Consider the following 26,773-nt stretch of genomic DNA (forward strand, 5'->3'; position numbering starts at 1 on the left):
CAGCAACATGTTCTTGATCGGATATCCTGGCATAGCCGTGTCTATTTATCAATTTTTATTTCCAGGAAGCTGCAGAATCAGACAACCATAATACCTAAAGGATTGGCGGAATCAGAAAGAGTGTATTGACAACGCCGGGTTCAATCGCATATTTTTAGTGAATAATATAAAAAAATCATAAGGAGATACATCGATGAAAATAACCCACTATAACAAAATATTGCCCGTAACCATGGACAATGAGATGGTAAAAGCTGTTGCCGGAAGGGTGTTGATCGGAAAGGAAGACGGGGCCTCCAATTTTTGTATGCGCCTTTTTGAAATGGGACCCGGCGGATATACCCCCAAACATACCCATGACTGGGAGCACGAGATCTTTGTCCACCAGGGGAATGGAGAGGTCTTTATTGACGCTCAATGGCATCCCTTGTCACCGGGTTCGGCCATTTTTATCCCCCCCAACCTGGAGCACCAGTTCAGGAACACCACAGACCAGATGTTTACCTTTGTCTGCCTGGTACCCCCCAAGGCACCGGAACTATAATGACACCCCGGACATGTGTGGACCCTTCCGGCCATTTCAGGGTAGGGGTCCACCAACCCGAATTTGAAGTTAAAAACCTGAGGGGACACGATTATATAGAGAACCTGGGGACACTCGCCAACGGAACCTTTGTGAACAACCAGGTAAATTTCCCCAAAGAAAATGTTCAGGAACCTTCTGCAGACAAGATTTTTGAAATTGCCAACCCCTTCCCCTTCAGGGGCACCACCTTTATCAATTCCGCCTGGGCGGACGGTCATGCAGGTAAACCTGAAACCATCGCTATCCCCCGCCCCTCCCCCTGCTCGTTGTTCCAAAAATTAGATAGCTGGCAACCGGATCTGACCCCTGAAGATAAAACAAGGCTTCTGGAATTGCTGCCCCACCCCCTTTGTATTGCCCTGGCCCAGGCATCCACTGATCCGGAAGAACTGATCCTCCTGGCCCAGAAAGCCTGCACCCTCCTGTTTAAAAAAGGAACTCATACCCCCTGGGGTATTGGATACAAACAGACCAAAGAGGGCCGTATTGTCCCGGATATCCATGACCCCGAGGTGTTTGAGGTACTGATCAACAACCCTTTCCTTCCCGATGCCTATAAAAAAGCCCTGGTTCTCAAACCCGGGGTCCAGGGGACGAGTGAAATCGTTGGGGAGTTTAAATCCAGGGACAAGGCCACCCATGTGTTTGAATACCTGAGACGAAACTCCTATATTCCCTGGGGCCATTATGCCTCCAACATGGCCGATGACGCCATCCGGTACCGGGCAAAGGATCTGAGCGTTCAGGACATGACGGGTCTGCGCCATCTTTATTACCAACGGGTCTATGTCCGGGTGGCAGGTCAGCTCGGGATTGCCCTGCCAACCCTGAAACAATGCCTGGGCACAGATGAGCTGGAAGCGCTTCGAATGCGCATTATAAAAGCCCTTAAATCGAGCCCGAAGCCAGCACTTACCTTTAACCACTCCCTGTGGGGATGGAATTTCGGATTTGGATTTGCCCAGTCCGGCCACAGGCTCCATGCTTCCCACCAGATGGTTCACCAGCAAAACAGCATGGTTCCAAGAAAAATTACAGACACCAGAGGAGATGACTATGACTGTTTTTCCTGTGGTGACCTGGTGACTGATTTTATCACGGAATTTAAACGCTCCACGGGGAAAAGCTTTTTTAAGGCATATCTATCTGCCATCCAAAACAATGAGCGGACAGACGGTAAACCAAAGGGGCCAGCCTCCCTCATTGTCCATGAAGACCCCCGGGTAATCCTATTTGTTCCCAAGGCCCAGACCAGTGAATGGGAACTTTGCCTCATGACCAAGAAAGCCTGCAGCAACATTCTGGAAGCAGATATCTCCCTACGAGCGTCTTTGGATCATGCCATGCTCATCGCCATCCAGACACTTGAAACCCTGGGAGCCCAAATGGTCACGGCCATTGAGTTGTCCGGCCGGTTTGACAAACAGGCCCTGGATCAAGATCTGGATCAAGATCTGGATCAAGATCTGGGTCAAAATCTGGAGCAGGATCTGGAGCAGGATATAGGACAGCATCTATTGTATTCATTTATCCCGAAGCTTCCCTATGCCCCGGGAACCTTTTCCGAAGCCCAGCTTCGATGGATCAGCGGTTGCTATCCTGAAGATTTTGCCCAGGCCTGCCGCGGGGCAACCCTTTAACCTAAAGATGAAAGGAGACGCCATGATTCTTCATGATATTATCTATGAATGGGATGGGAAAAGCCGCGCTGGTGAAAAGCCCATTTGCTGGTGGCCTGGATCCTACAGGGTCAGAATTGTTAAACTGGGGGACGACACCAAGGCAATCAACTATCTGTTTCCCATTGCCGTGATTTTCAAATCAACAGAAACAACCCAATTCATGAACACCTCATTGCAAAATTATATTGATAATTTTGCAAAAAAAATAGCCAAAGCCTATGACCTTAATATTGCTAAAACCCTGTGGGTGGAGCTGGGAGATAAAATCCGGGTGGCCCAACTCCACCCGGAAAGAAAACTTTCTGAGGAAATCTTGTATACCATTTCCTGGCGAGATGTCCGGCCCAATGAACGGGTCATGATCGCTCCCTATATAAAGGATTTTTAACTCCTGAGCTTAGACAATCCCCTGGTCCATCATGGCATCGGCCACCTTGACAAAGCCGGCGATATTGGCGCCATTGACATAATTGCCGGGAGTTCCATACTCTTGGGCAGCCCCCATACAGGTGCTGTGGATGCTGTGCATAATTGCCTTGAGTTTGGTTTCTACTTCCTGGCTGGACCATTTGATCCGCATGGAATTCTGGGACATTTCAAGGCCGGAAACGGCAACGCCACCTGCGTTGGCAGCCTTACCCGGCGCGAAGAGGATTTTATTGTCAAGGAAGACCTCAATACCCTCGTGGGTGGTGGGCATATTGGCACCCTCGCAGACCGTGGTGATCCCGTTGTTCACCAAATTTTGGGCATCTTTTCCATTAATTTCATTCTGGGTGGCTGAGGGGAAGGCACAATTGGCCTTGTGGTCCCAGAGGGGATTATGGTCTAAGCTTGTATCAAGGGGAATAAAAACCGCTTCGGGATATTTTTGTGCATATTCCTTAATCCGGCCGCGTTTTACATTTTTAAGATACATGATGTGCAAAAGTTTGGCCTCATCAATCCCTTGTTCATCGAAAATATATCCGGAAGAATCAGACAGGGTCACCACTTTTCCCCCGAGCTGGTTGATTTTTTGGGTGGTATACTGGGCCACGTTGCCCGAACCCGAGACCAGACATATTTTGTCTTTCAGGCTCTCCTTCCGGGTAGCCAGCATTTCATCGGCAAAAAAAACAGATCCATATCCGGTGGCTTCCGGCCGGATCAGGCTGCCACCCCAATGGAGGCTTTTTCCCGTAAGCACCCCGGAAAATTCATTTTTCAGTTTTTTATACATACCGAACAAATACCCGATTTCCCTGCCCCCGACACCGATGTCTCCTGCCGGCACATCGGTGTCCGCTCCAATGTGCCGGAAAAGTTCGGCCATAAAACTCTGGCAGAACCGCATCACTTCAAAGTCGGATTTCCCCTTGGGATCAAAATCCGATCCGCCCTTACCACCGCCCATGGGAAGGGTGGTCAAAGCGTTTTTAAACACCTGTTCAAAGGCAAGAAACTTTAAAATAGAAAGATTAACAGAAGGATGAAAGCGAAGGCCTCCCTTATAGGGACCAATGGCAGAACTCATTTGGATTCTAAATGCCCTGTTAACCTGGACTTTACCCTGATCATCCACCCAGGGAACCCGAAATTGAATCACTCGTTCGGGTTCAACCATCCGTTCCATAATCCCTGCATGCCGGTACTCTGGATTATTGTCCAGAACCGGCTTCACCGATTCCACAACCTCGGTAACCGCCTGGTGAAATTCTTTCTCAAAAGGATCTCTTCCAGTAACAATGTCTATTATTGTTCCCATTTTTATACTCCTGTTTCCGATTAAAAGTTTTAGCCAAAGGAAATGCCAGGTATCCCCCCTTCTCTTCTATAAAACCTGGGCCAGGGTATTGCAATTATAAGAGTTTCATTTTTTGTTATGGCCAGGAGCAAATACCTGTGCTCCTGGCCATGCCGGTTATTTTGCAAACAAGGCTGAGACCGTTCCGATAAAATCCGATTGAGCGCCAGCCACATAATCATCCCAGTCCAGGCCGTGCTGATAGAAGGCAATTGAAGACAGCTTCTTGGTAATAATCGCATTTCGATAGGCCAGCAGCGGTTCAGAATTCAGGATCTTCAAAATGGCGTCACGCCCCAGGGTTTTCACCAATATTCCGGGAATATAGGTTTCCAATACCTTCCACAGCAGATCCTCATCTGCCAGCAGGTTCTCAATATTTTCCCCGACAACCGTTTGAAAGGCAAAAATCTGTTCACTGGTTTTTTCGGAAAGGGCAAACAAGGGGACGGTAGGATCCTGCTCATGAATTTTGATGAGCATATCGGTTTCAGCACCGGCATAGCTTAAGACCTGCATCATGATATCCCGGATCAATGCCCAGCGTGTGACCTTGTCTTCCAACAGGTGCTTATCATAGCTGTCTTCGAGCAAAAAGGCCGTGAGCACTTCTGCCACGGCAGAGGAAAAAACCCCGCCCTTGTTGGCAGTGGTATCCTTGATCTGACGAATCTTGGTGGAGGCCGCAATATACCGCCGGGCCGTATCATCAAAAAAGACATTGGCCCCTTCCACAATAAATTGCAGTTCTTTGAACTGGGCGGTAAATTGCCTCACATTCCCATGGTTGATGGTATCCTTGAACCCGCCGCAGGGAATAAAGGCCTTAATATCGGCCTTTTCAATATACCGTCTATTATCAGGGTCCGTAAGAAAATTTCTATGGAAAACAGCCCCGTCTTCCACAAAGGTGCCGTCGGGCAGGGTGATGTTCTTGCCCCGTAGCAGCACCTGAAATCCGTTTTTACCCAATTTACCCTTTGGATATCCTAAAGAATTCATCCGGGGAGAGGTGTGGCGCATGAATCCGATCTTCATGAGTTCCTTTTTATCCAGGCCGTCGGGATCAAAAAGGATGGAGCCCCCGTCAATTATCAGACAGATTTTGCCCCTGTAGCACTGGATCTCGTTACAGCCCAAATCTCCGTCAGGGCCGCCGGTCATCATCAGGTTCAGCTCTTCTTCTTTGCATTCATAATGGGCGATGAGGGTTCTAAAGGCCCCCATGACACCGGTGGTGGTCATGCCGCTGGTTTCAATTTCTCCGCCGATATGACCATAGATTTCTTCCATGTCTGCGGTCACAACCTTGGTATCTCCGTTGATCGCAAGTTCGGTTTTCGTATCGCCCCGTTCAATCAACCCGAATAGATCGCCGTTCTTTAAGATACCATAGGTATCATGGGGAATGCCAAAACTCTTACCCGTGGTAATGGTCCGCCAATATTGATATCCCCTCTGTTTTGCCCGAAGAGACACGGCATCCATCAAAGGCGCTGTTCCCTCATCCGGACCGAAAAATACCATTTCAGGGCGTCCATAATAATCAATGACCCTGGCATCGGGGAGCATGAGATCCATAATCCCTTCGGTGTAGTCATACAGGGCATCCATGCTGTAACGGGCATAAAGGGTATGGGGCACCACCACTCCCTTTGAACCGCTTTCACAAATATCCTTGTGTTTGAGGCGCTGGGCTTTTGGCCCCAGAGCATAATTAAGCAACAGGGCATTGTCCAGTTCCATGGCATGGTTGGTGGGTGATACCCGGATCAGGCGCAACCCGCCCCGGGCAATATCGTCGGCCCGCAAATGGGTCCCGCAGGCATAATGACCGTTGACAAAGAAAATTCCGTATACAAATTGTTTAAACACCAGAGGATCCAAAATCCGGTTGTCCATCCTAAAGGAAAAGGAGCGTTTTTCGGGTTTATAGAAATTGGTTTTAAAGGTTGCGGGAATAAGTTTAAACATAAAGGCAAAAATATCATGACCCAGGGGGAAATCCATAAACCGAATGGCCAGCATCCGGAAAAATTCCTTCTGTTTTTTCTCCAGATTCTCCGGAGTCAGGTCAAATGGGGTATCCGGGTTAAATTTTTGTTCAAACAGCCCGTAGAGGAAAGAAATCAGGTCCGGATTGGCAACTGCCGTATCCATAATGATCCTGGACACATAGGTAAATTTGTTGGACTCGTGGATCCGTGCGGAGAAGGCCTCCTTATGGTCCATATTTGCCAGACTCTCCATGATATCCCGGTCGGTATGGGTTCCCCGTTCTTTAAAGATAAACATATGGGTAAAATCGATGGCATTGACGGCAAACAGCATTTCATTAAAGCTTAATTTTTCTTCCACATAGAGCAGTGTGGCCGGGCTGACAGCGAGACTTAAATAGGACCGCAGATCATCCACCAGGGCGGTTTCCATTTTCCGGGACAATTCCCCCTGGACATAGAGGGAACAAATAGAGGAAACAACCCCGGATGGGGTATAATAGGGTTCCCAATAGGCCCGGGTAATCACCAGCCCATGGTTGGCAAATAATTTTCTCAGCACCTGCAGCTGGGGCCGTTCAAAATCAGAATTGAACATGAAACGAATTTCCCCGATATCCGAGAGATTGAACACCTCAATCAGGGGGATAACAGCTGTGGAACACTCTCCTAAAAATTTTTCATACCGATTCCGGGTCAGGCGGGGGGTATCTTTGTAATCCAGGTTCAGGTGGAACAGGAACCGGGAATCTGAAAAATCGGCGGCGCTGAACTCTGCCACCGTCTCAGGCCGGAAAATATAGGTATAGTATTCACTTTCAGGATTATAATAATAATCACGGCGATGTCCGGCAAGCTGGGTATTCAAAACTGATTCCATGCGATCCCGGGTCTCTTTGGTGGCAATTCTGACCCGCTGAATCTGACTGCCCTGGGCCAGGTCAAAATCGATGTCCGCCACCCATGAATTTAGCATGACTTTGCCATCGGCAAGTTTAATGCTTTTGGCAATGGATGCCAGGATGTGTTTCAAGGATTCCTTGGTGATGGTTTCAAAAAAATAATCGGGAAGGCCCAGGTCATTGAGAAGAATCCCGGCAGCCTTATTGATGCAATTGGCCGTCACCAATCCTTCGGAAGACAGATCAATAACAGCTTCGTATAGAATACTTGGGTTAAGTTTCACACTCTGGGCTTTATTGATGATATAAGCACCGGGTGAAACCAGAAGAGAACTATCAGTTTGGATTTCCATTGAATCTCCTATTTTGGGGCAATCGTTTTTTAAATAATGGATACGAATCCCGTCGCCGGACAACGGCAACAAATGTCACACTATGAGATACGAAGTAAATTAACATTTTCCATCGTCAGGTTACAATAATTTAATTAAATATAGTTTAAAAAATTTCAAAAACACTAAATCCCTTTTATTTTTCAATGTAGTTCTTGCTCTTATACCCTTGATTATGGTTGGTCAATATAAAAATATCCTTATCTTGGAAGCAATTGGTTTCCTCCGGGGACAAAAGTGTTAACCGCCTATATTTATTGTTCATTTCACCCCCAAATATTGACTTCAAAAACAAACAAAGATAGGATAGCTTTCTTTATTATAAATTAAAGGAAACTAATATATGGATATTGTCGAAACCCCTGTCCAATTTGAATTAACAGGCCCTGAAACGCTTGTGGAACTCAAAAAAAATCCCCCCGTTGCCACCCTGTTTTTAAACCTCTTTTTTTTGTCCATGATCCGGCCGTCTACTCTTGATGATGACACCCGTATTTCAAAGGTGCGGGTTGTGCGCAATAACCTGAAACCAGATGCAAAAAAAATCCTTCGCTACAAAAATGTCTGCGGCTTTGCAAGTCCCAGTAACATTAAACCCAATAACATTGAACCCAGTAACATTGAACCGGGTAAAATTGATCCTAACACCACCATCCCCGCAACTTATCTCCAAACCTTGTTTATCGGTCTTTTGGGGAAATTTATCACCACGCCCCATTTCCCCATCAATCCCATGGGCCTGATCCAGGTCGGCCAATCATTTGAACAGACGAGAGCCGTGACAACAGATGAAATCCTGAACTTATCCTGCCGACTCCATGGGATCACCAAAACTAAAAAAGGGATTCACTCTCAATTTTTACTCACGGTTATTTCGAACAAAGAAATTGTCTGGAAAGGGATATCCACTTTTTTTACCCGAAGTAAAAACAAGCCGCCCAAAAAGAAAAGATATGAACGAGTAGAAGAAAGATTCCTTGGAATAAAAGAGTCCATCTTTGTGCCCCGAAATACAGGCTTAAAATATGCCAATGTTTCAGGAGATTACAACCCCCATCATCTATATGGATTTACCGCCAAAATGATCGGGTTTAAACAGCCCATTGCCCACGGCATGTGGAGCCTTGCCCGGGTCATTGCAAGCATGGAAAAAGAATTTGGAGCCCACTACCCCATCAGGGCGGATGCCGCCTTCAAGCTTCCCATATTCATGCCGGCCGTCATTACCCTGGGCCATGAACCGGCCGAGACCATGCCCGGAGAAAACCCCGCCCTGGAAAGAGAATCCAATGAAACCCGAATCAATTTTGAACTCCGGGATACAAAAAGAGGCCTCCCCCACCTCAAGGGACAATTTGCCCTTAACCTTAAACAATAAAATCTCACCTACTCTGATCGGCCGTTAAGAACGCTTGCCTGTGTCCCGCATTCTTCCATTTTTTTGGCCACATGGGCCTTCATAAACGCCATCAGGAAGGTCCGGCGCTCTGAATTTGGCATGGTGGAAATGATCAGGGAAATAAAATCACAGCGGTTCACCCGTTCCACAGCTGCCTTAAAATTCAGGTCAAACACCCAGCTGATCTGGAGCAATTTCAAATCATTGACCGAGTGAACCTGATGACTGTCAATTAATTCCTTGTTTAGAACCCGGTCAAAAAGGCGCTTGGAAATCAGGCCGTCATCCGGGAGATTGTGGGTAAGATACCCGTTTTCACCAGGATCTAGTCTAAGATAATTTTGAGTGACCACATGAAAAATATCCAACTTGTCTGCGTCCCGCAATAATCGGGTCAAAAAAAGGGTATCCCTATCTATTCCCGGAGGCAGGTGATAGGCATTGTGAAGTGCAATGGCCCGGACAATCTGTTTTTTTTCTCGAATTGGCCAGGATTCCAGAAGCCCGTGTTCCCGAATCACTCCCACCCCTAGTGCCCCGTGATTTTTTGACGCCGCATCCAAAAAGGTGCCATAGGTCTCAAATTGACTGAACCGCCCGATATCATGGAGCAGGGCCGCAGCCTTTGCCAATAACATCTGTTGAGGGGAAAGCCCCAGCTTTTCTCCCAGAAAAACGATGTTTTCAACCACCCGAACCGTATGTTCTTTTTTTGTCACATGGGGATGGGCATTAACTGCCCGAGTGATAAAACCTGTGGTGTAATCATCGAAAAAAACCGCCAATGCCTTGTAATCCTTATCTGTCATCTTCTCGCCCGACTCCTTTACAATTCCCGGCTTTTCTGCGTAAGTCACAACATTGCCGGCACAATGGTATGTGACCTTAAGACGGCCAGAGTCTATCGCCGGGGCACCGCCTTGTCAAGCACCTGTGGCGAACTGGGAAGAACTGGGAAGAACTGGGAAGAACTGGGAAGAACTGGGATTTGCCTATGTTAAAAGTTACTCCGCCCACATGGATCTCATCCCGGTCATCAATTTTAACATGCGCCTGGAAAAAGGCACCGGATTAAAAACGACCGTCAGCTAAAAAATAATTTATTTATTCATTAAAAATATCAAAAATTTTGTTTTACATTGAGATTCTTATCAATTGCGGTTATTACTATTGGATAGATGGTTTTGCTGACAAAACGTAAAAATACCATTTAATTTTGCTGAAACGCGCGTGAACATGCAATAAAAAAAATTGAACGAATTCCACAAGGAAATTGAAGATGATCCGCCCGAGGTCGAAAATTATTATTTTTGCCATCCTGTTTGTATTTATATTTCCAATATATGCCATCTCCCAAAGTGCATTGACAATAGCATATCCGGAATTTTATCCGTTTTTTGCAAAGGCCAAAGATGAGAAGATAGAAGGATTTTTCTACGAAATTCTTATGGAAGCCATGGAAAATCGTATGGGCATCCATACCGAATGGTTTCAAATGCCATGGAAAAGATGTCAAAACCAGGTTCGATCGGGTAAGTTAGATGCGATGATAACAGTTCCCACAGCACAAAGGCTTGCATATTGCGATACTCACCCGGCTCCCTTTTTCGTAAAAGAATTAAAAATATTCACCTATAAAGGTCATAAACGAATGAACGCGATACAAAGGATTGGCTCCCTATCGGATATCAAAAGAGGAGGCTATACGGTTATCACTTACAGCGGCAACGGGTGGCACAAAAACAATATCACCACCCTTGGTATTCCCTTTTTTGAAACAAGCGAAGTTCATAATGTCTGGAAGATGCTGGCCGCAAGAAGAGGAGACCTTGTCATTGAATGGCCGGTTGGGGTAAAAGCCGTCCTCAAAAAAGATGGCATGGCAAATAAGATTGTTGAAACCCGCGTATCTCTCGAATCCATGCCGTTTCACCTGCTGATCAATAAGCAATCCGGGTATAAACATATTCTTGTCGAATTTAATGGTATTATAAAAAAAATGCTGGACGATGGATCGATAAAAAAAATTATTCGAAAATATTATTAAATCAAGGGATGTCCCCCGGACCTCACATTTAAAAACAACGGATTTTTTAATGAAAAAAAATGATGGACTTACATTCACGATTATTTTGACGATTCTTGTAGCGATGTTTCTTTCCTTTGTTTTATATTACCAGAAATCAACTCTTCACAAGGCTGAGCTTGCGCTTGAAGCACATGCAATTGTCATAGCGGACGCCCTTTGGCGATATGAAAAAAACACACCCATTGGATACCTGACACTGGCGGCGAAATCAAATCACTATAAACGTGTATCCGTAATTGATGATTCCGGTATTAAATTTACTGCCATAGACCCCCCCCATGAAAAGACAGCAGAAGACATTTTATCCCGTGTTGGCCTTTTACCTGTGTACCATTTGGAAAAAAATATATTTTATAACCAAACGAGTATTGGAAAAGTCAGCGTGGACTGGCAAAATAGAGCCGTATTTTTATATTTTTATATTTTCCTTTGTCTAATTTTAGTTTTGACTGCGATCTGGTTTTTTCTCAAGCTGATGGTGGCAAAAACAACGCTTGAAGACAGGGTTGTTGAACGGACCGCAGATCTCAAGGAGAGTGAGCACCGCCTGCGGCAGAGTGAAGAACGACTTGAAATGGCATTAGCAGGTGCCAATGACGGGATCTGGGATTGGGATTTAGAAAATGACATTGTTCATTTTGATGCCCGCTATTACGCCATGGTTGGATATGAAACCCATGAGTTTCAAGATTCCTTTGAAGAATGGGAAAAAAGAATTCATGCAGATGATGTGGTTCGGATAAAATCTGCAATAGACGACTGTCTTTCCGGTGAAGTTGACACCTATCATCAGGAATTCAGATTCTCAAATAAAAATGGTAACTACCAATGGATACTGGCAAAAGGAAAAATAGCGGCCCGTGATAAAAATAAAAAACCCACGCGTTTCATCGGTACCCACTCAGATATCAATGACCGTAAACTTTTGGAAAAAGCCCGGGATGATGCCTATGCAATTGTCAACAGCAGCCCTTTGGTGGCCTTTACCTGGAAGAATGAACCCGGCTGGCCGGTCGAGGTTGTGACCGAAAATATTGAAACCGTATTTGGATATCATCCTGATGAATTATTAAGCAATACCATCCGTTATGACCAAATCATTTTCCCCGATGATTTAGCAAGAGTTAAACAGGAGATTCTCCAGTATAGTATTGAAAAAAATTGTGAAAATTTCATTCATAAGCCTTACCGTGTCGTTACAAAATCCGGGGAAATCCGATGGGTAGATGACCGAACTTATATCAAAAGAAATGAGGCAGGAGATATCACCCATTATCACGGCATATTACTGGACATTACCGAGCGAATAGAAGCAGAACAATCACAATTAAAAACCCATCGGATATTAAAACTTGTTCTCAACAGCATTCCGGTTCGGGTGTTCTGGAAAGATACAAAATGCATCTATTTAGGTGCCAACAAAGCGTTTGCCCAAGATGCAGGACTGCCTTCACCCGATGATTTGATTGGAAAAACAGATCATGATCTTGCATTTGTAAAACAGGCAGAATTATTCCACCAGGATGATATTGACGTGATGAATTCAGGAAAATCAAAACTCTCCTATGAAGAACCCCAGAACAGACCAGATGGCCAAACAAGATGGCTTATGACAAGCAAGGTACCGATGAGGGATGAACAGCAGAATATCATCGGCATATTAGGAACCTATCAGGATATTACGGATCGTAAACAGGCTGAAGAGGAGATCCGAAATCTACGCAATTATCTGGAAAATATCATCGACTCCATGCCCTCGGTGCTGATTGGGGTAGACAGGGAGGGCCGTATAACCCAATGGAACCAAAAAGCACAGCAAATCACAGGGGTTTCCCTGGAATCCGCAAAGGGACAGCCCCTTGAAAAAGCATTTCCGATTCTTTCCAATGAACTTGCGCGGGTCAAGCAGGCCATCGATATGCGGCAGGTATGTTCTGATCTACGCCAGGCCAGGCAAGAAACGGATCAAACACGGTATGAGAATATTATTATCTATCCGTTGGTGACCAATGGTGTTGATGGTGCCGTTATCCGGATTGATGATGTGACAGAACAGGTCCGGCTGGAAGAAATGATGGTGCAGTCAGAAAAAATGTTGTCAGTTGGAGGCCTTGCTGCGGGTATGGCCCATGAGATTAACAATCCGCTAGCAGGAATGATACAAACTGCCAATGTCATGAAATCAAGGCTTTGCAACCTTGACATGCCCGCCAACATCCTTGCAGCAGAGGCCATTGGTGTATCCATGGATCATATCAACGCCTTCATGGAGAAAAGAAGTATTCTGAGGATGATTCAGGCCATCAATGAGTCTGGCCAGCGGGTGGCAGAAATTGTTGATAATATGCTCAGCTTTGCCAGGAAAACGGATGCGGTCATTTCAAGCCATCATCCAGTTCAGCTTCTGGATCAGATCATTGAACTTGCATCCACAGATTACGATTTAAAAAAACAATACGATTTTAAAACCATCAAAATCGTTAAGGAATACCAAGAGAATCTTCCCATGTTTCCCTGTGAGGGGGCAAAAATTCAGCAGGTGCTGTTGAATATTCTTCGTAACGGTGCCCAGGCAATGCAAGCGGAAGATGCTGCAAAGGATGTTCACCCCTGTTTTATACTAAGACTTTCAGTTGAAAAGGAAAACCGTATGCTGAAAATGGAAATTGAAGATAACGGCCCCGGCATGGACGAGGCGACCCAGTCCCGGGTTTTCGAACCTTTTTTTACGACAAAACCCGTGGGAGTGGGTACCGGTCTTGGTCTATCCGTTTCCTATTTTATCATTACACAAAACCATGGCGGAACCATGGAGGTGGTTTCAACATTAGGCAAAGGCTCAACATTCATTATTCGGTTACCTTTGGAAGGGAATGGAAAAAAATGATGAATATAGATCATAGTTCTGTTAAAATACTGATTGTCGATGATGAGCTTCATGTCAGGCAAAGTTTTTTTGACTTTTTTGAAGATCGTGAATGGCAGGTTCTATCTGCTGAAAGCGGAGAAAGGGCCCTTGACCTCCTTGGGAAAGAAACTTGTGATGCGGCTGTTGTAGATATCCGTATGGGGGGCATGGATGGTGAAACCTTTATTCGAAAGGCATCTGAACGATATCCTGAAATGGTTTTTATAATTTGCACAGGCTCACCTGAATATAAGGCCTCTGAAGATCTCCTTGGATTACCTTGCGTGGCCGACCATATATTTGCAAAACCAGTGACAGATCCCCATGAACTGGAAAACGAAATTACGAAATTATTGTCTGATAAATACAGATGAAATTTCATGAACAATGCGTTAAAAATGGCCACAAACTCTAATAGCCGGATCTTGCCATGGGGCTTTTTTGTTTTGATCATGGGTTGGACAGACTTGCATGAAAGCTGTTGGGGTCGGCCACCACGTAATATCGGGGATCATCGATTTCTTCGATAATAATGGCCCGGTATTTTTTATCTGACCGGTTCAACAACTTTATACAATCGGAACTCAAATGTTTGAGGGCAATGTGTTTCCCTTGTTTTTCATACTTCTCCACAACCCCTGAAATGGCTTCAATCCCCGAATAATCCGACACCCTGGATTCCATGAAATCGATCTCTACGTTTTCCGGGTCCCCCTTCACGTCAAATTTGGACACAAACATCTGGGTGGACCCGAAAAAAAGCGGACCCCAAATTTCGTAAACCTTTGTGCCGTCGGGTTTGATTCTTTTCCGGGCCCTGATTCTCAAAGCATTTTCCCAAGAGAAGACCAGGGCGGACATGATGATGCCGACAAATACGGCCACGGCCAGGTCAAAGGTCACCGTAAGAACCGATACACTGACCAGAACCAGGGCGTCTGATTTGGGAATCTTGTGCATTATCCTGAGGCTGGACCAGGCAAAGGTTCCGATGACCACCATGAACATGATGCCGGTAAGGGCTGCAATGGGAACCTGCTCGATGATGGCGGACCCGAAAAGGATGAACCCCAGAAGGGACAGGGCCGCCACAACACCGGAAAGCCTTCCCCTGCCGCCAGAATTCACATTGATGATGGACTGGCCGATCATGGCGCATCCCCCCATCCCCCCGAACAGGGCAGTGACAATGTTGGCCATGCCCTGGGCCACACACTCTTTATTGCTGTTGCCCCGGGTTTGAGTAATCTCATCTATCAGGTTCAGGGTGAGCAAAGATTCAATGATACCGATACCAGCCAGGATAAAAGCATAAGGAAAAATAAATTTCAGAGTCGCAAAGTTCCATGGAATCAGGGAAAACAATTGTGATTGGAACACAGGAAGACCGCCCTTTAAACCTTCTCCACCCCCATCTCTGATAAAAGATCCCACGGTGGCAACCTCCAGATTAAACGCCAGGGTCACTCCGGTGACGACCAGGATGGCCGTGAGGGCTGCGGGAATTTTCCGGGTAATCTTGGGAAGCAAAACCATGATCATCATGGTGGTGATCACCAAACCTGCCATGGTGAAAAGCTCTGGTCCCGCCAACCAGTGGGACACACCGGTTCTAACGGTTTTGAACATATCCAGCTGGGACAAAAAAATCACAATGGCAAGGCCGTTAACAAATCCCAGCATCACCGGATGGGGAACCAGGCGGATAAACTTACCCAGCTTAAGGCCGCCGGCAATGGCCTGGAAAATGCCCATGAGAATCACCGTGACAAAAAGGTATTGCACCCCCATATTTGAAACGGGCTGGGGCATGGCAAGGCCCATGGCGTTTCCCTCGCTTACCAGGGAGACCATCACCACGGCAAGGGCTCCGGTGGCGCCGGAAATCATTCCTGGGCGACCACCAAACAGGGAGGTAATAAGACCGACCATGAAGGCGGCATACAGCCCCACCAGGGGATCCAACCCGGCCACAAATGAAAACGCAACGGCCTCGGGGACCAGGGCCAGGGCGACGGTGATGCCCGATGTGATATCGTTTTTAACATTCTTGGTTCTCTTCTTGATCAATTCAAACATAAATACGGCTTTGCCTTTTCATAATGACGCAATAACAACAGGCATGGCCCTCTTATGGAAAGCCATGCCCGTGGAAGAAATTTCATTTTTTAGTTGGGAAAAAAGTCGTATTATGTATAAGGTCTGCCCGAGAAAAGCAAGGTAAAAGATTTTAACTTGAAGGGTATTCCCATGAAAATAAAAGCACCGCTGGTTGATGAGGTACTCGACCGTGTGATATTGATACGGATACACCATGGTCCGACAGAGAACGCTGCCTTTTCCCATGAATTGTTAAAACCGCAGAATAAGGAACACAATCATGACTTCTGACCCAAAACCGATTTTATTAAAGAATGGCTTTATTATTGACGGATCCGGTTCAAAGGGGTTCAAGGGAAACCTTCTTATCCGGGGAAAAACCATTGCAGCTGTTTCCAGGCAGGAAATCCCAGGGCCTTCACAGGTCATTGACTGCACCCATAAAACCATTACCCCGGGGTTCATTGACATGCATTCCCACAATGACTGGTTTTTGCCCAATGCGGCCCGCCCGGAACTGACCACCCCCTTTACCGAGCAGGGCATCACCACCTTTGTGGGGGGCAATTGCGGATTCAGCGCTGCCGGGCTGAAACAGGACTCTTCCTTTAAAGAATACATCGAAGAGAACAATCTTTTTAAGACCGGCACCCCAAGGCTTGAATGGGCCTCCATGGCTGAATATGGGGCCCATCTTAAAACAAAGGGGATCACCCACAACCTTTCCACCCTGGCAGGCCACGGCACCATACGGGCATCGGTTTGCGGCGGAAACCCGGCTCCTTTGACGCCCGAACAGATGAAAGAGGTGCTGTATCTGCTGGAAAAAGCAATGGATGAGGGGGCAAAAGGAGTCTCATTCGGATTTCAATATGCCCCGGGCATTTTTGCCCAAAAAGAAGAGATCAAACAAATCGCAGACCTGGTAAAAAGAAACGCTAAAATCCTGACCGTCCACCAAAAAGCCTATTCATCCATATCCGCTACCTATCCTGTGATGCCGTTCGGTAAAGCCCATAATTTAATCGCCTTAGAAGAGATGCTCAACCTGGCCCGGGAAACTGGGGTACGGCTTCAGCTGTCCCACCTTATTTTTGTAGGGACAAAAACCTGGAAAACCTTTGACCGGGCAATGGCCCTCATCGACCGGGCCATAACAGACGGGGTGGATCTTATGCTCGACACCTATGCCTATCATTGCGGTGCCTCCATTATCACGGTACTCCTGCCGGACTGGTTCATGGCAAAAGCACCGGCAAGCTATACCGACAAAACCTTGATTTTCAAGGTCAGGCTTCTGGCAGCCCTCTCCTTTCGTCTGCTGGGATTCGGATTTAAAGATATCCAGATTGCATCGGCCGTACACGGCCCGTTTAACCAGTTCAACGGCATGTTCTTATCGGATATTGCCAAGGCAAGAAAGGTGAGCCCCTTTAAAAATTATATGGATTTTATCCGTCAGAGCCATGGAACGGCCCGGGTGCTGATGCATCGATATACCAGCCCAAAAATTGTTGACGAACTCATCCGACACAAGGCATCTTTATTTATGACCGATGCCTGGGCCGAACCGGACGGGCTTCAGAACCCTGCTGCCTACGGCTGTTTTCCCAAATTCATAGAAATGACCCGGGACAGACAATTGCTCACCTGCGAACAGGTGATCCACAAAATGACCGGCGCCAGTGCCCGGCGCTTCAATATAAGGGACAGAGGAATTTTAAAAGAAGGCAAGGCTTCGGATATCAACATTCTCGACTGGGACAGGGTCCGGGACAACACCACCCTTGAAAACACAGATCGCAGACCTTCAGGGGTGGAATCGGTTTTCATCAACGGGGTACAGGTGGTTAAAAACGGGAGGGCGGATCCCACTATCCGTCCGGGCCTGGTGATTTAACCCCGGGGTAGCAGTCATCTTCACACCACTATGCAGCAAAAATACCGATCTGCTTCATATAGGCGGTAATCTCCCGAACAGTTTGCCCAATGGTTACCACGTTTGCCGGAACAATAATAATGGTATCATCTCCGGCCACAGATCCTAAGACCTGATCAAACCTGTGGTCATCAATGAACTTGGCAACGGTATTGGCAGTCCCTGGCCGGGTTTGGATCACAATCTGGTATCCATTGTCTGCTATTTTGTTCACCAGGGAATCAAAAAAACCCGTATCCTTAAGCCCTATTTCGGCCGGGGCCAGGGCATATACGGCATTGCCCTTTTCATCCTGGCCTTTTATTGCATTTATCTTTTTTAATGCCCGGGAAACAGAAGACTGGGTGGTGCGTATCCCCTTTTCTCCCAGGGCCTGGACAAGCTGGGCCTGGTTTCCGGAAATCCCCTGGGAGAGCAGGCTGTTTAATTCAGTAGAAATAGTCATATTCATTTTCTTTGTATTTTTATGTAAATTTTCTGTTTTTATATCATATTTATGCGTGAATGCAAACTTTATGCGCATTTTATACAGTAGCACTTGACTATTTCAAGATTTTTCTGCATTAATAGCGTCATGATATAAATGCAGAAACCATAAAAAATATTATAAAAATCAAAGCGAAGGAGATAGTATGTCAAAGGAAAAAGTAGTTCTGGCCTATTCAGGCGGACTAGATACATCCATTATTTTAAAATGGCTGTTGGAACAAGGATATGACGTTATTGCCTATATGGCCAACATCGGCCAGGAAGAAGATTTTGATGTGGCTGAAAAAAAAGCCCTGAAAATCGGCGCATCCCAGGTATTTATCGAAGACATGAGAAAAGAATTTGTAACGGATTATATTTTCCCCGTATACAAAGCCAACACCGTCTATGAAGGCCGATATCTTCTGGGTACTGCCATTGCCCGGCCCATCATCGCCAAACGCCAGATCGAGATTGCCCGGAAAGTGGGTGCAAAGTTTGTTTCCCATGGGGCCACGGGAAAAGGGAACGACCAGGTGAGATTCGAGCTGTCCTATTATGCCTTAAATCCCCAGATCAAGGTCATTGCCCCCTGGAAAAACAAGGATTTCCTCAACGCCTTCAAAGGCCGGACCGATCTGCTGGCTTATGCAAAAAAACACGGGATCCCCACCAAACAGACTGCCTCCAAGCCCTATAGCGAAGATGACAACCTCCTCCATATTTCCCATGAAGCCGGTATCCTTGAAGATCCGGGCCATGTGTGCGATGAAAGCATCTATTCCCGAACGGTCTCCCCGGAAAATGCACCGGACAAAGCCACCCGGATTATTCTTGAATTCAAGGATGGCATCCCTGTAAAGGTCACCAACCTGGAAGACAATACCGTAAAAACAGATGCATTGGAATTGTTTGAATATTTGAACCAGCTGGGCCAGGAAAATGGTATCGGGCGCCTGGACATGGTTGAAAACCGTTTCGTGGGCATCAAGTCCCGGGGGGTTTATGAAACACCCGGCGGCACCATCCTCCATGAAGCCCACATGGATATTGAAGGGATTGCCATGGACCGGGAGGTGATGCGGATCCGGGATATGCTGGCAGCAAAATATGCAGAACTTGTCTACAACGGATTCTGGTTCAGCCCGGAGATGGAATTTCTCATGGCTGCCATGGACAAGAGCCAGGAAGTCATTGACGGGGAAGTTACCCTCAAACTTTACAAAGGGGTTGCCTACCCCATTGCCAGGACAAGCCCCTCCTCATTGTATGATCAGGATCTTTCCTCAATGGATATTGAAGGCGGCTACAACCAGGAAGATGCAGAAGGGTTCATCCGGATCAATGCAATCCGGCTCATGGCCCACAGAAATATTATCGACAAAAAATAAGCGACAGATTCATTTTTAAAAGGCCGTGGAGAAAAAATTACTTTTCTCCACGGCCTTCATTATTTGTGAATCATTATTTGTAAATCAAATCTCGGTTAATTCCCGGCAATAGGTTCAACAAACCGGGCTTCGGAATCCCAGGGGAACAAAATCCATGTATCCTGGCTGACCTCGGTTACAAAGGCGTCCACAAGGGGCTTACCAGCTGGTTTTGCATAGACCGTTGCAAAATAGGCTTTGGGAAGCATGCGTCGAACCACCTTTGCCGTGGATCCCGTATCCACCAGGTCATCAATAATAAGCAGGCCACTTCCGTCCCCTTCTATCCCTTTTAAGGTGGTGGGTTCCCCCTGGTTCTGCCAGTCATAGCTTGTGATACACACCGTATCAATGAGGTGGATCCCAAGCTCCCTTGCAATGATGGCCGCCGGCACAAGCCCCCCCCGGGTGACGGCAACAATCCCTTTCCACGGGGTCCCCCGGTCATGGAGCCGCCATGACAATGCTTTTGCATCCCGATGAAGCTGATCCCAGGGGATAGGGTAGCTTCTTTTGTACCGATCCTTTTTTTTATCCATAATGGTGTTATCTCTCCTGTGTTCGGTTACTTTTAATAGAGTGGTGAGGTTTATGTTGACCTTTCATCCAATTGTTTTATTGTATCTATTTATTTTATAAATAGACAAAAGAAAAGAGACTTAAGGAAAAAATATTGTGAATGAGTTGAATACAGACTGTCCCCACTGCAATGGAAAGCTTTATATCAAGCACACCTGAACCAAGGTAACACTGAGCTGCAGGTCCTGCGGCCAAGAACTTGCCCTGGAAAACTATAAAGATCTCATGGATGAATATCTTGAAGAACAGCTTGCCAATGTGCCCATAAACCGATTATAGCCTGTATTTTATGATCCGCATCTGGTTTTTCGGGATCTGTTATGGTCGCTTTTCCATAATCTGTATCTGTTATTTGCCCTGTTATACTTATAAAAAAAATGACCCTATAAAAAAGAGAGAAACAAATGGACTATCAACATCTTTTGGCAGACAGAACAAATCTTATGCAGGCCAATGCCATCCGGGAAATTTTAAAAGTGGTCGCCAATCCCGGCATTATTTCCCTGGCAGGCGGCATCCCTTCTCCGGATAGTTTCCCCATGGACATTATCCGGGAACTCACCGACAAGGTGTTAAAAAAATACAAATCCAGCGCCTTTCAATATGATTTGACCGAAGGATTTTTGCCCCTGAGGAAACAAATATCCATTCTCCTTGAACAAAGGGGAATCCACGCCTCGCCGGATGCCGTCAATATTACCTCGGGTTCCCAGGGAGTACTGGATGCCATTGCCAAACTGACCATATCAAAGGGGGACAAAATTGCCCTGGAAGCCCCGACCTATCTGGGGGCACTTTCTGCCTTCAACCCCTATGAACCTTCCTATATCCGGATGGATATGGATGATGAAGGCCTGGTTCCAGACTCCCTGGAACGTACCCTGCAAACCCATGACATCAAATTTATTTACCTGGTTCCCACCTTTCAAAACCCCACAGGCCGGACCCTGACCCTTGAACGGCGGAGAAATATTGCCGACATCATCCAACGATACAACGTACTGCTGGTGGAAGATGACCCCTATTCTGCCCTTCGCTACAAGGGAGACCCGGTACCTGCCATCAAAACCCTGGCGCCCGACCATGTGGTCTATATTTCCACCCTGTCCAAGGTGTTTGCCCCAGGACTGCGCATTGGATTTTATGCCGCCCCCAAATTTATACGGGAATGGCTGGTCCTGGTCAAACAGGGGGTGGATCTTCACACCTCCACCTTTAACCAGGCCCTGGCAGCAGAATACCTGGAAGGGGGTTATTTATCCAGCCATCTGCCCCGAATCATCGACATTTATAAACCCCGGCAAAAGGCCATGCAAGATGCATTGAAGCAATTTTTGCCACAAGGGTTCACCTGTGCCCCCTCCGACGGCGGCATGTTCTTGTGGGTAACAGGACCCAGGGGGTTTAAAGCCCTGTCCCTCTATGACAAAGCCATTGAAAACGGGGTGGCATTTGTGCCCGGGCAATTTTTTTACACCGACCCAAAAGAAGGTCTTGAAACCATGCGGCTCAACTATACCATGGCCGATGAACCCACCATTAAAATAGCCGTTGAAAAATTAGCATCAGCCATCCACAGCATGCAAGGATAGGCGTCAACATTTCCCTATCAAGCGGTCAATTCCGGGGGCAGATACACTTCAAGATGATGCTGTGTCAAAAATTGTTTAAACCCGATCACCTTCTCCCTGCGGTATTCCATGTGGAAGGCCTGGTATTCACAGGTATTGATGCAGCCAATGCCAGAACAGTATTTTATCCCGGCCCGATGCCCCTATAAATAAACACAAAATTAAAATTTAGTGAGATTTTTCTTGTTAAACACCAGAATAATTCATAGGATTGTCTCCATAATCAACCTAAATTTTTAAAAAATTGCCATGAATATAAAACTGATTGACAGAATACTTGCTCTGGGAAATCTAATGGGATATGCCCGTATGGCCCATATTGAGGCCGATATGGATTTACGCGTATCCGCATGGAACCAAGGGGCAACAGATCTGTTCAGACATTCGGAGAACGAGGCCTTGGGGCGTTTTTTAGATGAACTGATTCCCGTCAACAAAGAAACCTTGATTCAGTGCACCCGGGCAGGAATGATGACTATTTCCCATGAAAATGGACATGGACAAAAAATCTTGTGTGATATCACCTATGCACCCATCATAAATTTACAGGCGAAAAAACTGGGGATTGCCCTATTAGTAGCCAACCTTTCAGATAAATCAAAAGACGAAACAGACCTTAAACAAAAAAAACAGCAGATTGAAGAAATATTCGGAGTTGCCCCCATTGGTATGTACCATGTTAACTTGGACGGCAACATAACCATGGCAAATTCCGAATATGCATGGATGCTTGGCCATGAATCATCAGATACGGTTGTGAGTCAGGTGAAAGATTTTGCAGCCCAGGTTTTTTTTGATCAGGAAAAAGCCGAAGAATTTATGTTCAATATTTTTGAAGCAGATCAGATTGTCAGTTTCAGGTGCCGATTGAAAAGAAAGGATAATTCCTATCTCTGGGCATTATGCTATGCAAAAACCACCCGGAATAAATTTGGCCGAACAGATGGATTTAACGGATTTTCAATTGATATCAGCGCAACAGTCCGGACGGAACAGGCATTGGAAAAAGCCAATGAACAACTTAAGATCCTTTCCGGGGTAGATGGCCTGACCCAAATACCCAATCGAAGAAGATTTGATGAATATCTTGCCTCGGAATGGAGGCGACACCTCCGAGAAAAAAATAAATTCGCTGTGATTATGTGTGATATAGATTTTTTTAAATATTATAATGATGCCTATGGGCATCAGGCAGGGGATGAATGCCTTCAGCAAGTTGCCCGGGCCATCCATGACTGTTGCAGCCGTTCCAGCGATCTGGTTGCACGGTATGGTGGCGAAGAGTTTGTTCTCATCTTGCCAAATACAGATTTGAAAGGTGCAACAACGGTTGCAGAACGGGTTCGAACCTCCGTAAGAAACCTTAAAATAGACCATAAAAACTCTGCAATAGAAAAATATGTAACCCTGAGTCTTGGCATCGCCTCCGCCCTGCCAGGACGTAACACGTCTGCTAAAGATCTTATTGCCCTTGCTGACAAAGCATTATACGAGGCTAAAGAGGGAGGCAGGAACCAATGCATCGGAAAAACGCTGAAAAACATTCAAGGGAGTGTATGAAGTTTTCCACAAGACATTTATTTATCACAGGTATCTTCATCGCCATGGCAATTGGACTTTCACTATTGGCAGTTTCTCCATCCCATTCATCAACCCGGAACCTTGAAAAAACGGAGGTTGAAACCTTTCCTGTTTACCCCTCCATTGAACCCAATGTGGCATTCTGGATAGACATGTTTACCCGCTATACCCGATCCCAGGGCGTCATCCATGACGCCCGACATCTGAACAGGATATACGAAGTAATCCGCCTGGACCCGTCACAGACAAGGACAGCGTCCAAACGAAACAAAAAAAAGAAAGAAGCTGTCCAGAAAAAATATAAAAGAATCCTGCTGGCCCTTGCAGCAGGAAAGCCACCTGCCACCCCAAAAGAAAAACAAGTGGTCCAATTGTTTGGCAAAAAAGCCAGTCCCCGAGACTTTAAACAGGCAGCCCATGTGCTGCGATGCCAGACCGGACTGAGTCAGCATTTTAAGGAGGGCCTGATACGGTCCGGTGCCGTGATTGATCAATTCAAACAAATATTTGCCTCCCATGGCCTCCCCATTGACCTGGCCTACCTGCCCTGTGTGGAATCTTCCTTTGATTTTACAGCCTATTCAAAATTCGGTGCTGCCGGCATCTGGCAGTTTACCCGGGGAACCGGAAGGATGTATATGGAAATAGGGTATGTTGTGGACCAGAGAAGGGACCCCTACATCTCAACCCAGGCAGCGGCCAGACTTTTAAAAAGAAATTATGCAAAGCTAGGACAATGGCCCCTGGCCCTTACCGCTTATAACCATGGGGTCAACGGAATGCTCCGGGCCCAGAAACAAAAAGGCGGCTATGAAAAGATCTTTAACACTTACCAGGGACGCTCCTTTAGGTTCGCCTCACGAAATTTTTATTCTGAGTTTCTGGCGGCCCGGCAGGTGGCCAAAAATCATAAAACCTATTTTGGAGACATCCCCCTTCAAAAACCGGTTCACGTGACCCGGTATACCACCAAGGGTTATCTGCCAGCCAAGGCCCTGGCCCAGGGTCTGAATCTGGACATCCAGACAATCAAAAAATTGAACCCCTCCTTGAGAAGCCCGGTATTTGACGGCCGCAAACACATCCCAAAAGGATTTGAGCTCCGCCTGCCCGCCCAGGTCCTCCATAAAACCATTGCCCGGGTGACAACAGATCTGTACCAGGCCAGACAAAAACCCAGCAAATTCCATATGGTCCAAAAGGGCGATACAGCAGGCAACATTGCCAGGACCCACTCTGTCCCCTTAAATGCACTGATTCTGGCAAATGGTCTGAGCCGCCGTGCCACCATCTATATCGGCCAGAACCTGAGGATTCCCGTCCAGGGAGAAGTGATTCTCCCTGAAAAACTGGCCCTTGCAAAACCAAAGGATTACAACCCAATAAAGAAAACGGCAAAAACACCGCTGCCACCAAAGACACACACCGATACGGTTTTGCCTTCTCCTCAAAAAGAAACACCACCACTGCCCTTGCCTCGGGAAAAATTAATGACAAAAACTGCACCCGACCCAACCGCTGCAGTTGTCTCCCCCTTGCCTGACAGCCCGGAAGCCGTGGCAAAACCAATTTCCAAGGAACCAACGATCAACCTTGCAATTGTCACAAGCGACCTTAAAATCAAAAAAACCTTTACCCAATCAAATCAACTGGTGGGAGTTATCCGGGTGGACCCGGAGGAAACCCTGGGCCACTATGCAGACTGGCTCCAAATCCCCACCCAGAAAATCCGTGTCTTAAACCAATTTCCCTATGGCCAAACGATTTCCATTGACCAAAAAATTAAAATACCCCTGGGCCCAAAAGATTTGGAACGCTTTGAGGAGCTCAGGTACGAATATCACAAGGAAATGGAAGAAGATTTTTTTGAATCCTTTTCCATTACAGGTGTGGGCACCTATGAAATAAAGCGCGGGGATACCATCTGGCTCCTATGCCTCAATAAGCTGGAAATCCCTCTGTGGCTGCTGAAAAAATACAACCCTGTCATGGATTTTAGCAAATTACAGCTCCGGCAAACAATCCACTATCCCATTGTCAGTAGTCCTAGAAATTTTGAGATTCAATAAACCTTTTTTTCATAGCATTGGAAACCCCGAGGAACCGCATCCCCATCTTTGCAGCACCTGTTCCTGGAAATTTATCATAAATCTGGCCCATACTTTTTCTTTAAACCCCTGAACTGGTCATAGGAAATCCCCAACGAGGCGGCGGCTTTTTTCTGATTATACTGGCAGGCGGACAGGGCAGCACAAAGCCTGTGAAATTCCAGGGCCCGGATGGATTCCTTCAGGGGTTTTTCAAAAAGAGCTGTCATGATGTCCATTTGCCCTGGCCCTTGAGCCGAGCGTGAAACATCACACCCTGGATCCAGCGCCAGAGCATCCGGCCCTACAAGGCCCGGCCTTGTAGGGCCTGTGCCCAACCCCTCCCCATAGCGAGATTGAAAGGGATCAAAGGAAATCTCTCCAATCCTGTGGGAAGGCGATTTGTACACAGCCCGTTCAATCACATTTTTTAATTCCCGGACATTGCCGGGCCAGGGATAGGACTCAAGGGTTTTAACAGCCCCGGGGGTGAGGTGCGGCAGCTCTTCCCAGTCCAGTTCATAGGCCATCCTTCCGGCAAAATGATTGGCCAGCAAAAGGATATCTTCGGTTCGATACCGCAAGGGCGGGGCATAAATCACCTCAAAGGAGAGCCGGTCCAAAAGATCCTGTTTAAACCTGCCCAGGTCTGCCAGCCTGGACAAATCCACGTTGGTGGCAGCCACAATCCGGACATCCACCTGCACTGGCCGGGAGGATCCCACCCGTTCAAAGGCCCCGTATTCCACCACCCGAAGGATCTTTTCCTGGACCTCCATGGGGATGGTGCCGATTTCATCCAGAAAAAGGGTCCCGTCGTCCGCCTGTTCAAATCGGCCTACCTGGCGAACCGTGGCACCGGTAAAGGCCCCTTTTTCATACCCGAACAACTCAGACCCGATCAGGGTGGGGGTCAGGGCGGCACAATTTAAGGTCACCATGGGTTTTTGCCAGCGTTTGGATAAAAAATGGACTCGGGCGGCGGCCAGTTCCTTGCCCGTCCCCCGCTCTCCCAGGATTAAAACCGGCCGGTCTATAGGCGCCACCTGGGAAATTTGCTCCTGAAATTCAATAAATGCCTCGGACTGACCCAGGGCTTCGGACATGGAAACATGCCCCCCTTCCCCGCCATCCTGACTCGAAAAATCCATACCGCCTCCCGGGATAATTTTTTTGGTTAATATAACCATAAAATAGTAATAAAACCATTTATTGAT

21 protein-coding genes are annotated in these 26,773 nt (G+C 46.7%); 14 read left to right on the forward strand and 7 right to left on the reverse strand.

What is annotated here, in order from left to right; all coding sequences use genetic code 11:
- Positions 1-193: 193 nt before the first annotated feature.
- Genes ACZ45G_RS24025 through ACZ45G_RS24035 form a run of 3 tightly spaced genes read left to right on the forward strand, consistent with a single transcriptional unit; the run spans position 194 to position 2,656 of the window.
- Positions 194-544, forward strand: coding sequence for a cupin domain-containing protein (locus tag ACZ45G_RS24025; protein ID WP_464173055.1), 351 nt, complete (start codon positions 194-196; stop codon positions 542-544).
- Positions 544-2,226, forward strand: coding sequence for a hypothetical protein (locus ACZ45G_RS24030; RefSeq protein WP_464173056.1), 1,683 nt, complete (start codon positions 544-546; stop codon positions 2,224-2,226). The genes ACZ45G_RS24025 and ACZ45G_RS24030 overlap by 1 nt, the downstream gene beginning before the upstream one ends.
- 22 nt (positions 2,227-2,248) lie before the next feature.
- The gene (locus tag ACZ45G_RS24035; protein ID WP_464173057.1) at positions 2,249-2,656 is read left to right on the forward strand and encodes a hypothetical protein; all 408 of its coding nucleotides are present in this window, start codon (positions 2,249-2,251) and stop codon (positions 2,654-2,656) included.
- Positions 2,657-2,665: 9 nt separating this feature from the next.
- Here ACZ45G_RS24035 and gdhA read toward each other — a convergent pair whose 3' ends face one another.
- Both gdhA and ACZ45G_RS24045 read right to left on the reverse strand, forming a co-directional pair.
- Positions 2,666-4,015, reverse strand: a complete 1,350-nt coding sequence (gene gdhA / locus ACZ45G_RS24040; protein ID WP_464173058.1) for an NADP-specific glutamate dehydrogenase — start codon at positions 4,013-4,015, stop codon at positions 2,666-2,668.
- Between the two features lie 156 nt (positions 4,016-4,171).
- Positions 4,172-7,306 carry an NAD-glutamate dehydrogenase domain-containing protein gene (locus ACZ45G_RS24045; RefSeq protein ID WP_464173059.1) on the reverse strand — a complete coding sequence of 1,045 codons (3,135 nt, stop codon included), beginning with the start codon at positions 7,304-7,306 and terminating at the stop codon, positions 4,172-4,174.
- 382 nt (positions 7,307-7,688) lie between these two features.
- On the opposite strand from ACZ45G_RS24045, the gene ACZ45G_RS24050 reads away from it, so the two are divergent.
- Complete coding sequence (locus ACZ45G_RS24050; protein ID WP_464173060.1) at positions 7,689-8,723, forward strand: MaoC/PaaZ C-terminal domain-containing protein; 1,035 nt, start codon at positions 7,689-7,691, stop codon at positions 8,721-8,723.
- 8 nt (positions 8,724-8,731) lie between these two features.
- Here the strand turns inward: ACZ45G_RS24050 and ACZ45G_RS24055 are convergent, their stop codons facing one another.
- Entirely contained in the window at positions 8,732-9,553 is an 822-nt protein-coding gene (locus ACZ45G_RS24055; RefSeq protein ID WP_464173061.1) for an HD domain-containing protein, read from the reverse strand.
- A gap of 70 nt (positions 9,554-9,623) precedes the next feature.
- Between ACZ45G_RS24055 and ACZ45G_RS24060 the strand changes: the two genes are divergently transcribed.
- The 4 genes from ACZ45G_RS24060 to ACZ45G_RS24075 all read left to right on the forward strand — a co-directional run bounded on the left by ACZ45G_RS24060 (position 9,624) and on the right by ACZ45G_RS24075 (position 14,115).
- Positions 9,624-9,836, forward strand: a complete 213-nt coding sequence (locus ACZ45G_RS24060) for a hypothetical protein (protein WP_464173062.1) — start codon at positions 9,624-9,626, stop codon at positions 9,834-9,836.
- Positions 9,837-10,023: 187 nt separating this feature from the next.
- Positions 10,024-10,791: a substrate-binding periplasmic protein gene (locus tag ACZ45G_RS24065; protein WP_464173063.1), complete on the forward strand. Its 768-nt coding sequence runs from the start codon at positions 10,024-10,026 to the stop codon at positions 10,789-10,791.
- A 49-nt stretch (positions 10,792-10,840) separates the two neighbouring features.
- Positions 10,841-13,720 carry a PAS domain-containing sensor histidine kinase gene (locus ACZ45G_RS24070; protein WP_464173064.1) on the forward strand — a complete coding sequence of 960 codons (2,880 nt, stop codon included), beginning with the start codon at positions 10,841-10,843 and terminating at the stop codon, positions 13,718-13,720.
- Complete coding sequence (locus ACZ45G_RS24075; RefSeq protein ID WP_464173065.1) at positions 13,717-14,115, forward strand: response regulator; 399 nt, start codon at positions 13,717-13,719, stop codon at positions 14,113-14,115. Before ACZ45G_RS24070 ends, ACZ45G_RS24075 begins: the two co-directional genes overlap by 4 nt.
- A 76-nt stretch (positions 14,116-14,191) precedes the next feature.
- On the opposite strand, the gene ACZ45G_RS24080 is transcribed toward ACZ45G_RS24075, so the two are convergent.
- Positions 14,192-15,820, reverse strand: coding sequence for a SulP family inorganic anion transporter (locus ACZ45G_RS24080; protein WP_464173066.1), 1,629 nt, complete (start codon positions 15,818-15,820; stop codon positions 14,192-14,194).
- Positions 15,821-16,121: 301 nt separating this feature from the next.
- Between ACZ45G_RS24080 and ACZ45G_RS24085 the strand changes: the two genes are divergently transcribed.
- A complete protein-coding gene (locus tag ACZ45G_RS24085) occupies positions 16,122-17,741 on the forward strand; it encodes an N-acyl-D-amino-acid deacylase family protein (RefSeq protein ID WP_464173067.1) in 1,620 nt (539 codons plus the stop codon).
- Between the two features lie 28 nt (positions 17,742-17,769).
- Here the strand turns inward: ACZ45G_RS24085 and ACZ45G_RS24090 are convergent, their stop codons facing one another.
- The gene (locus ACZ45G_RS24090) at positions 17,770-18,225 is read right to left on the reverse strand and encodes an arginine repressor (protein WP_464173068.1); all 456 of its coding nucleotides are present in this window, start codon (positions 18,223-18,225) and stop codon (positions 17,770-17,772) included.
- 187 nt (positions 18,226-18,412) lie between these two features.
- Between ACZ45G_RS24090 and ACZ45G_RS24095 the strand changes: the two genes are divergently transcribed.
- Positions 18,413-19,639 carry an argininosuccinate synthase gene (locus ACZ45G_RS24095; RefSeq protein WP_464173069.1) on the forward strand — a complete coding sequence of 409 codons (1,227 nt, stop codon included), beginning with the start codon at positions 18,413-18,415 and terminating at the stop codon, positions 19,637-19,639.
- A gap of 95 nt (positions 19,640-19,734) precedes the next feature.
- Here ACZ45G_RS24095 and gpt read toward each other — a convergent pair whose 3' ends face one another.
- Positions 19,735-20,217, reverse strand: coding sequence for a xanthine phosphoribosyltransferase (gpt, locus tag ACZ45G_RS24100; protein WP_464173070.1), 483 nt, complete (start codon positions 20,215-20,217; stop codon positions 19,735-19,737).
- 211 nt (positions 20,218-20,428) lie between these two features.
- Here gpt and ACZ45G_RS24105 point away from each other — a divergent pair, with 211 nt between their 5' ends.
- From ACZ45G_RS24105 to ACZ45G_RS24120, 4 genes are all read left to right on the forward strand, one after another.
- The gene (locus ACZ45G_RS24105; protein WP_464180006.1) at positions 20,429-20,536 is read left to right on the forward strand and encodes a dual CXXC motif small (seleno)protein; all 108 of its coding nucleotides are present in this window, start codon (positions 20,429-20,431) and stop codon (positions 20,534-20,536) included.
- Between the two features lie 125 nt (positions 20,537-20,661).
- A complete protein-coding gene (locus tag ACZ45G_RS24110; protein ID WP_464173071.1) occupies positions 20,662-21,849 on the forward strand; it encodes an aminotransferase-like domain-containing protein in 1,188 nt (395 codons plus the stop codon).
- A 288-nt stretch (positions 21,850-22,137) separates the two neighbouring features.
- Entirely contained in the window at positions 22,138-23,448 is a 1,311-nt protein-coding gene (locus tag ACZ45G_RS24115; protein WP_464173072.1) for a diguanylate cyclase domain-containing protein, read from the forward strand.
- Positions 23,445-25,538, forward strand: a complete 2,094-nt coding sequence (locus ACZ45G_RS24120) for a lytic transglycosylase domain-containing protein (RefSeq protein WP_464173073.1) — start codon at positions 23,445-23,447, stop codon at positions 25,536-25,538. The genes ACZ45G_RS24115 and ACZ45G_RS24120 overlap by 4 nt, the downstream gene beginning before the upstream one ends.
- A gap of 74 nt (positions 25,539-25,612) precedes the next feature.
- Here the strand turns inward: ACZ45G_RS24120 and pspF are convergent, their stop codons facing one another.
- On the reverse strand, positions 25,613-26,707 hold the full coding sequence (pspF, locus tag ACZ45G_RS24125) for a phage shock protein operon transcriptional activator (protein WP_464173074.1): 1,095 nt from the start codon (positions 26,705-26,707) through the stop codon (positions 25,613-25,615).
- Positions 26,708-26,773 lie beyond the last annotated feature (66 nt).

Source organism: Desulfoconvexum algidum (genome assembly GCF_055382125.1).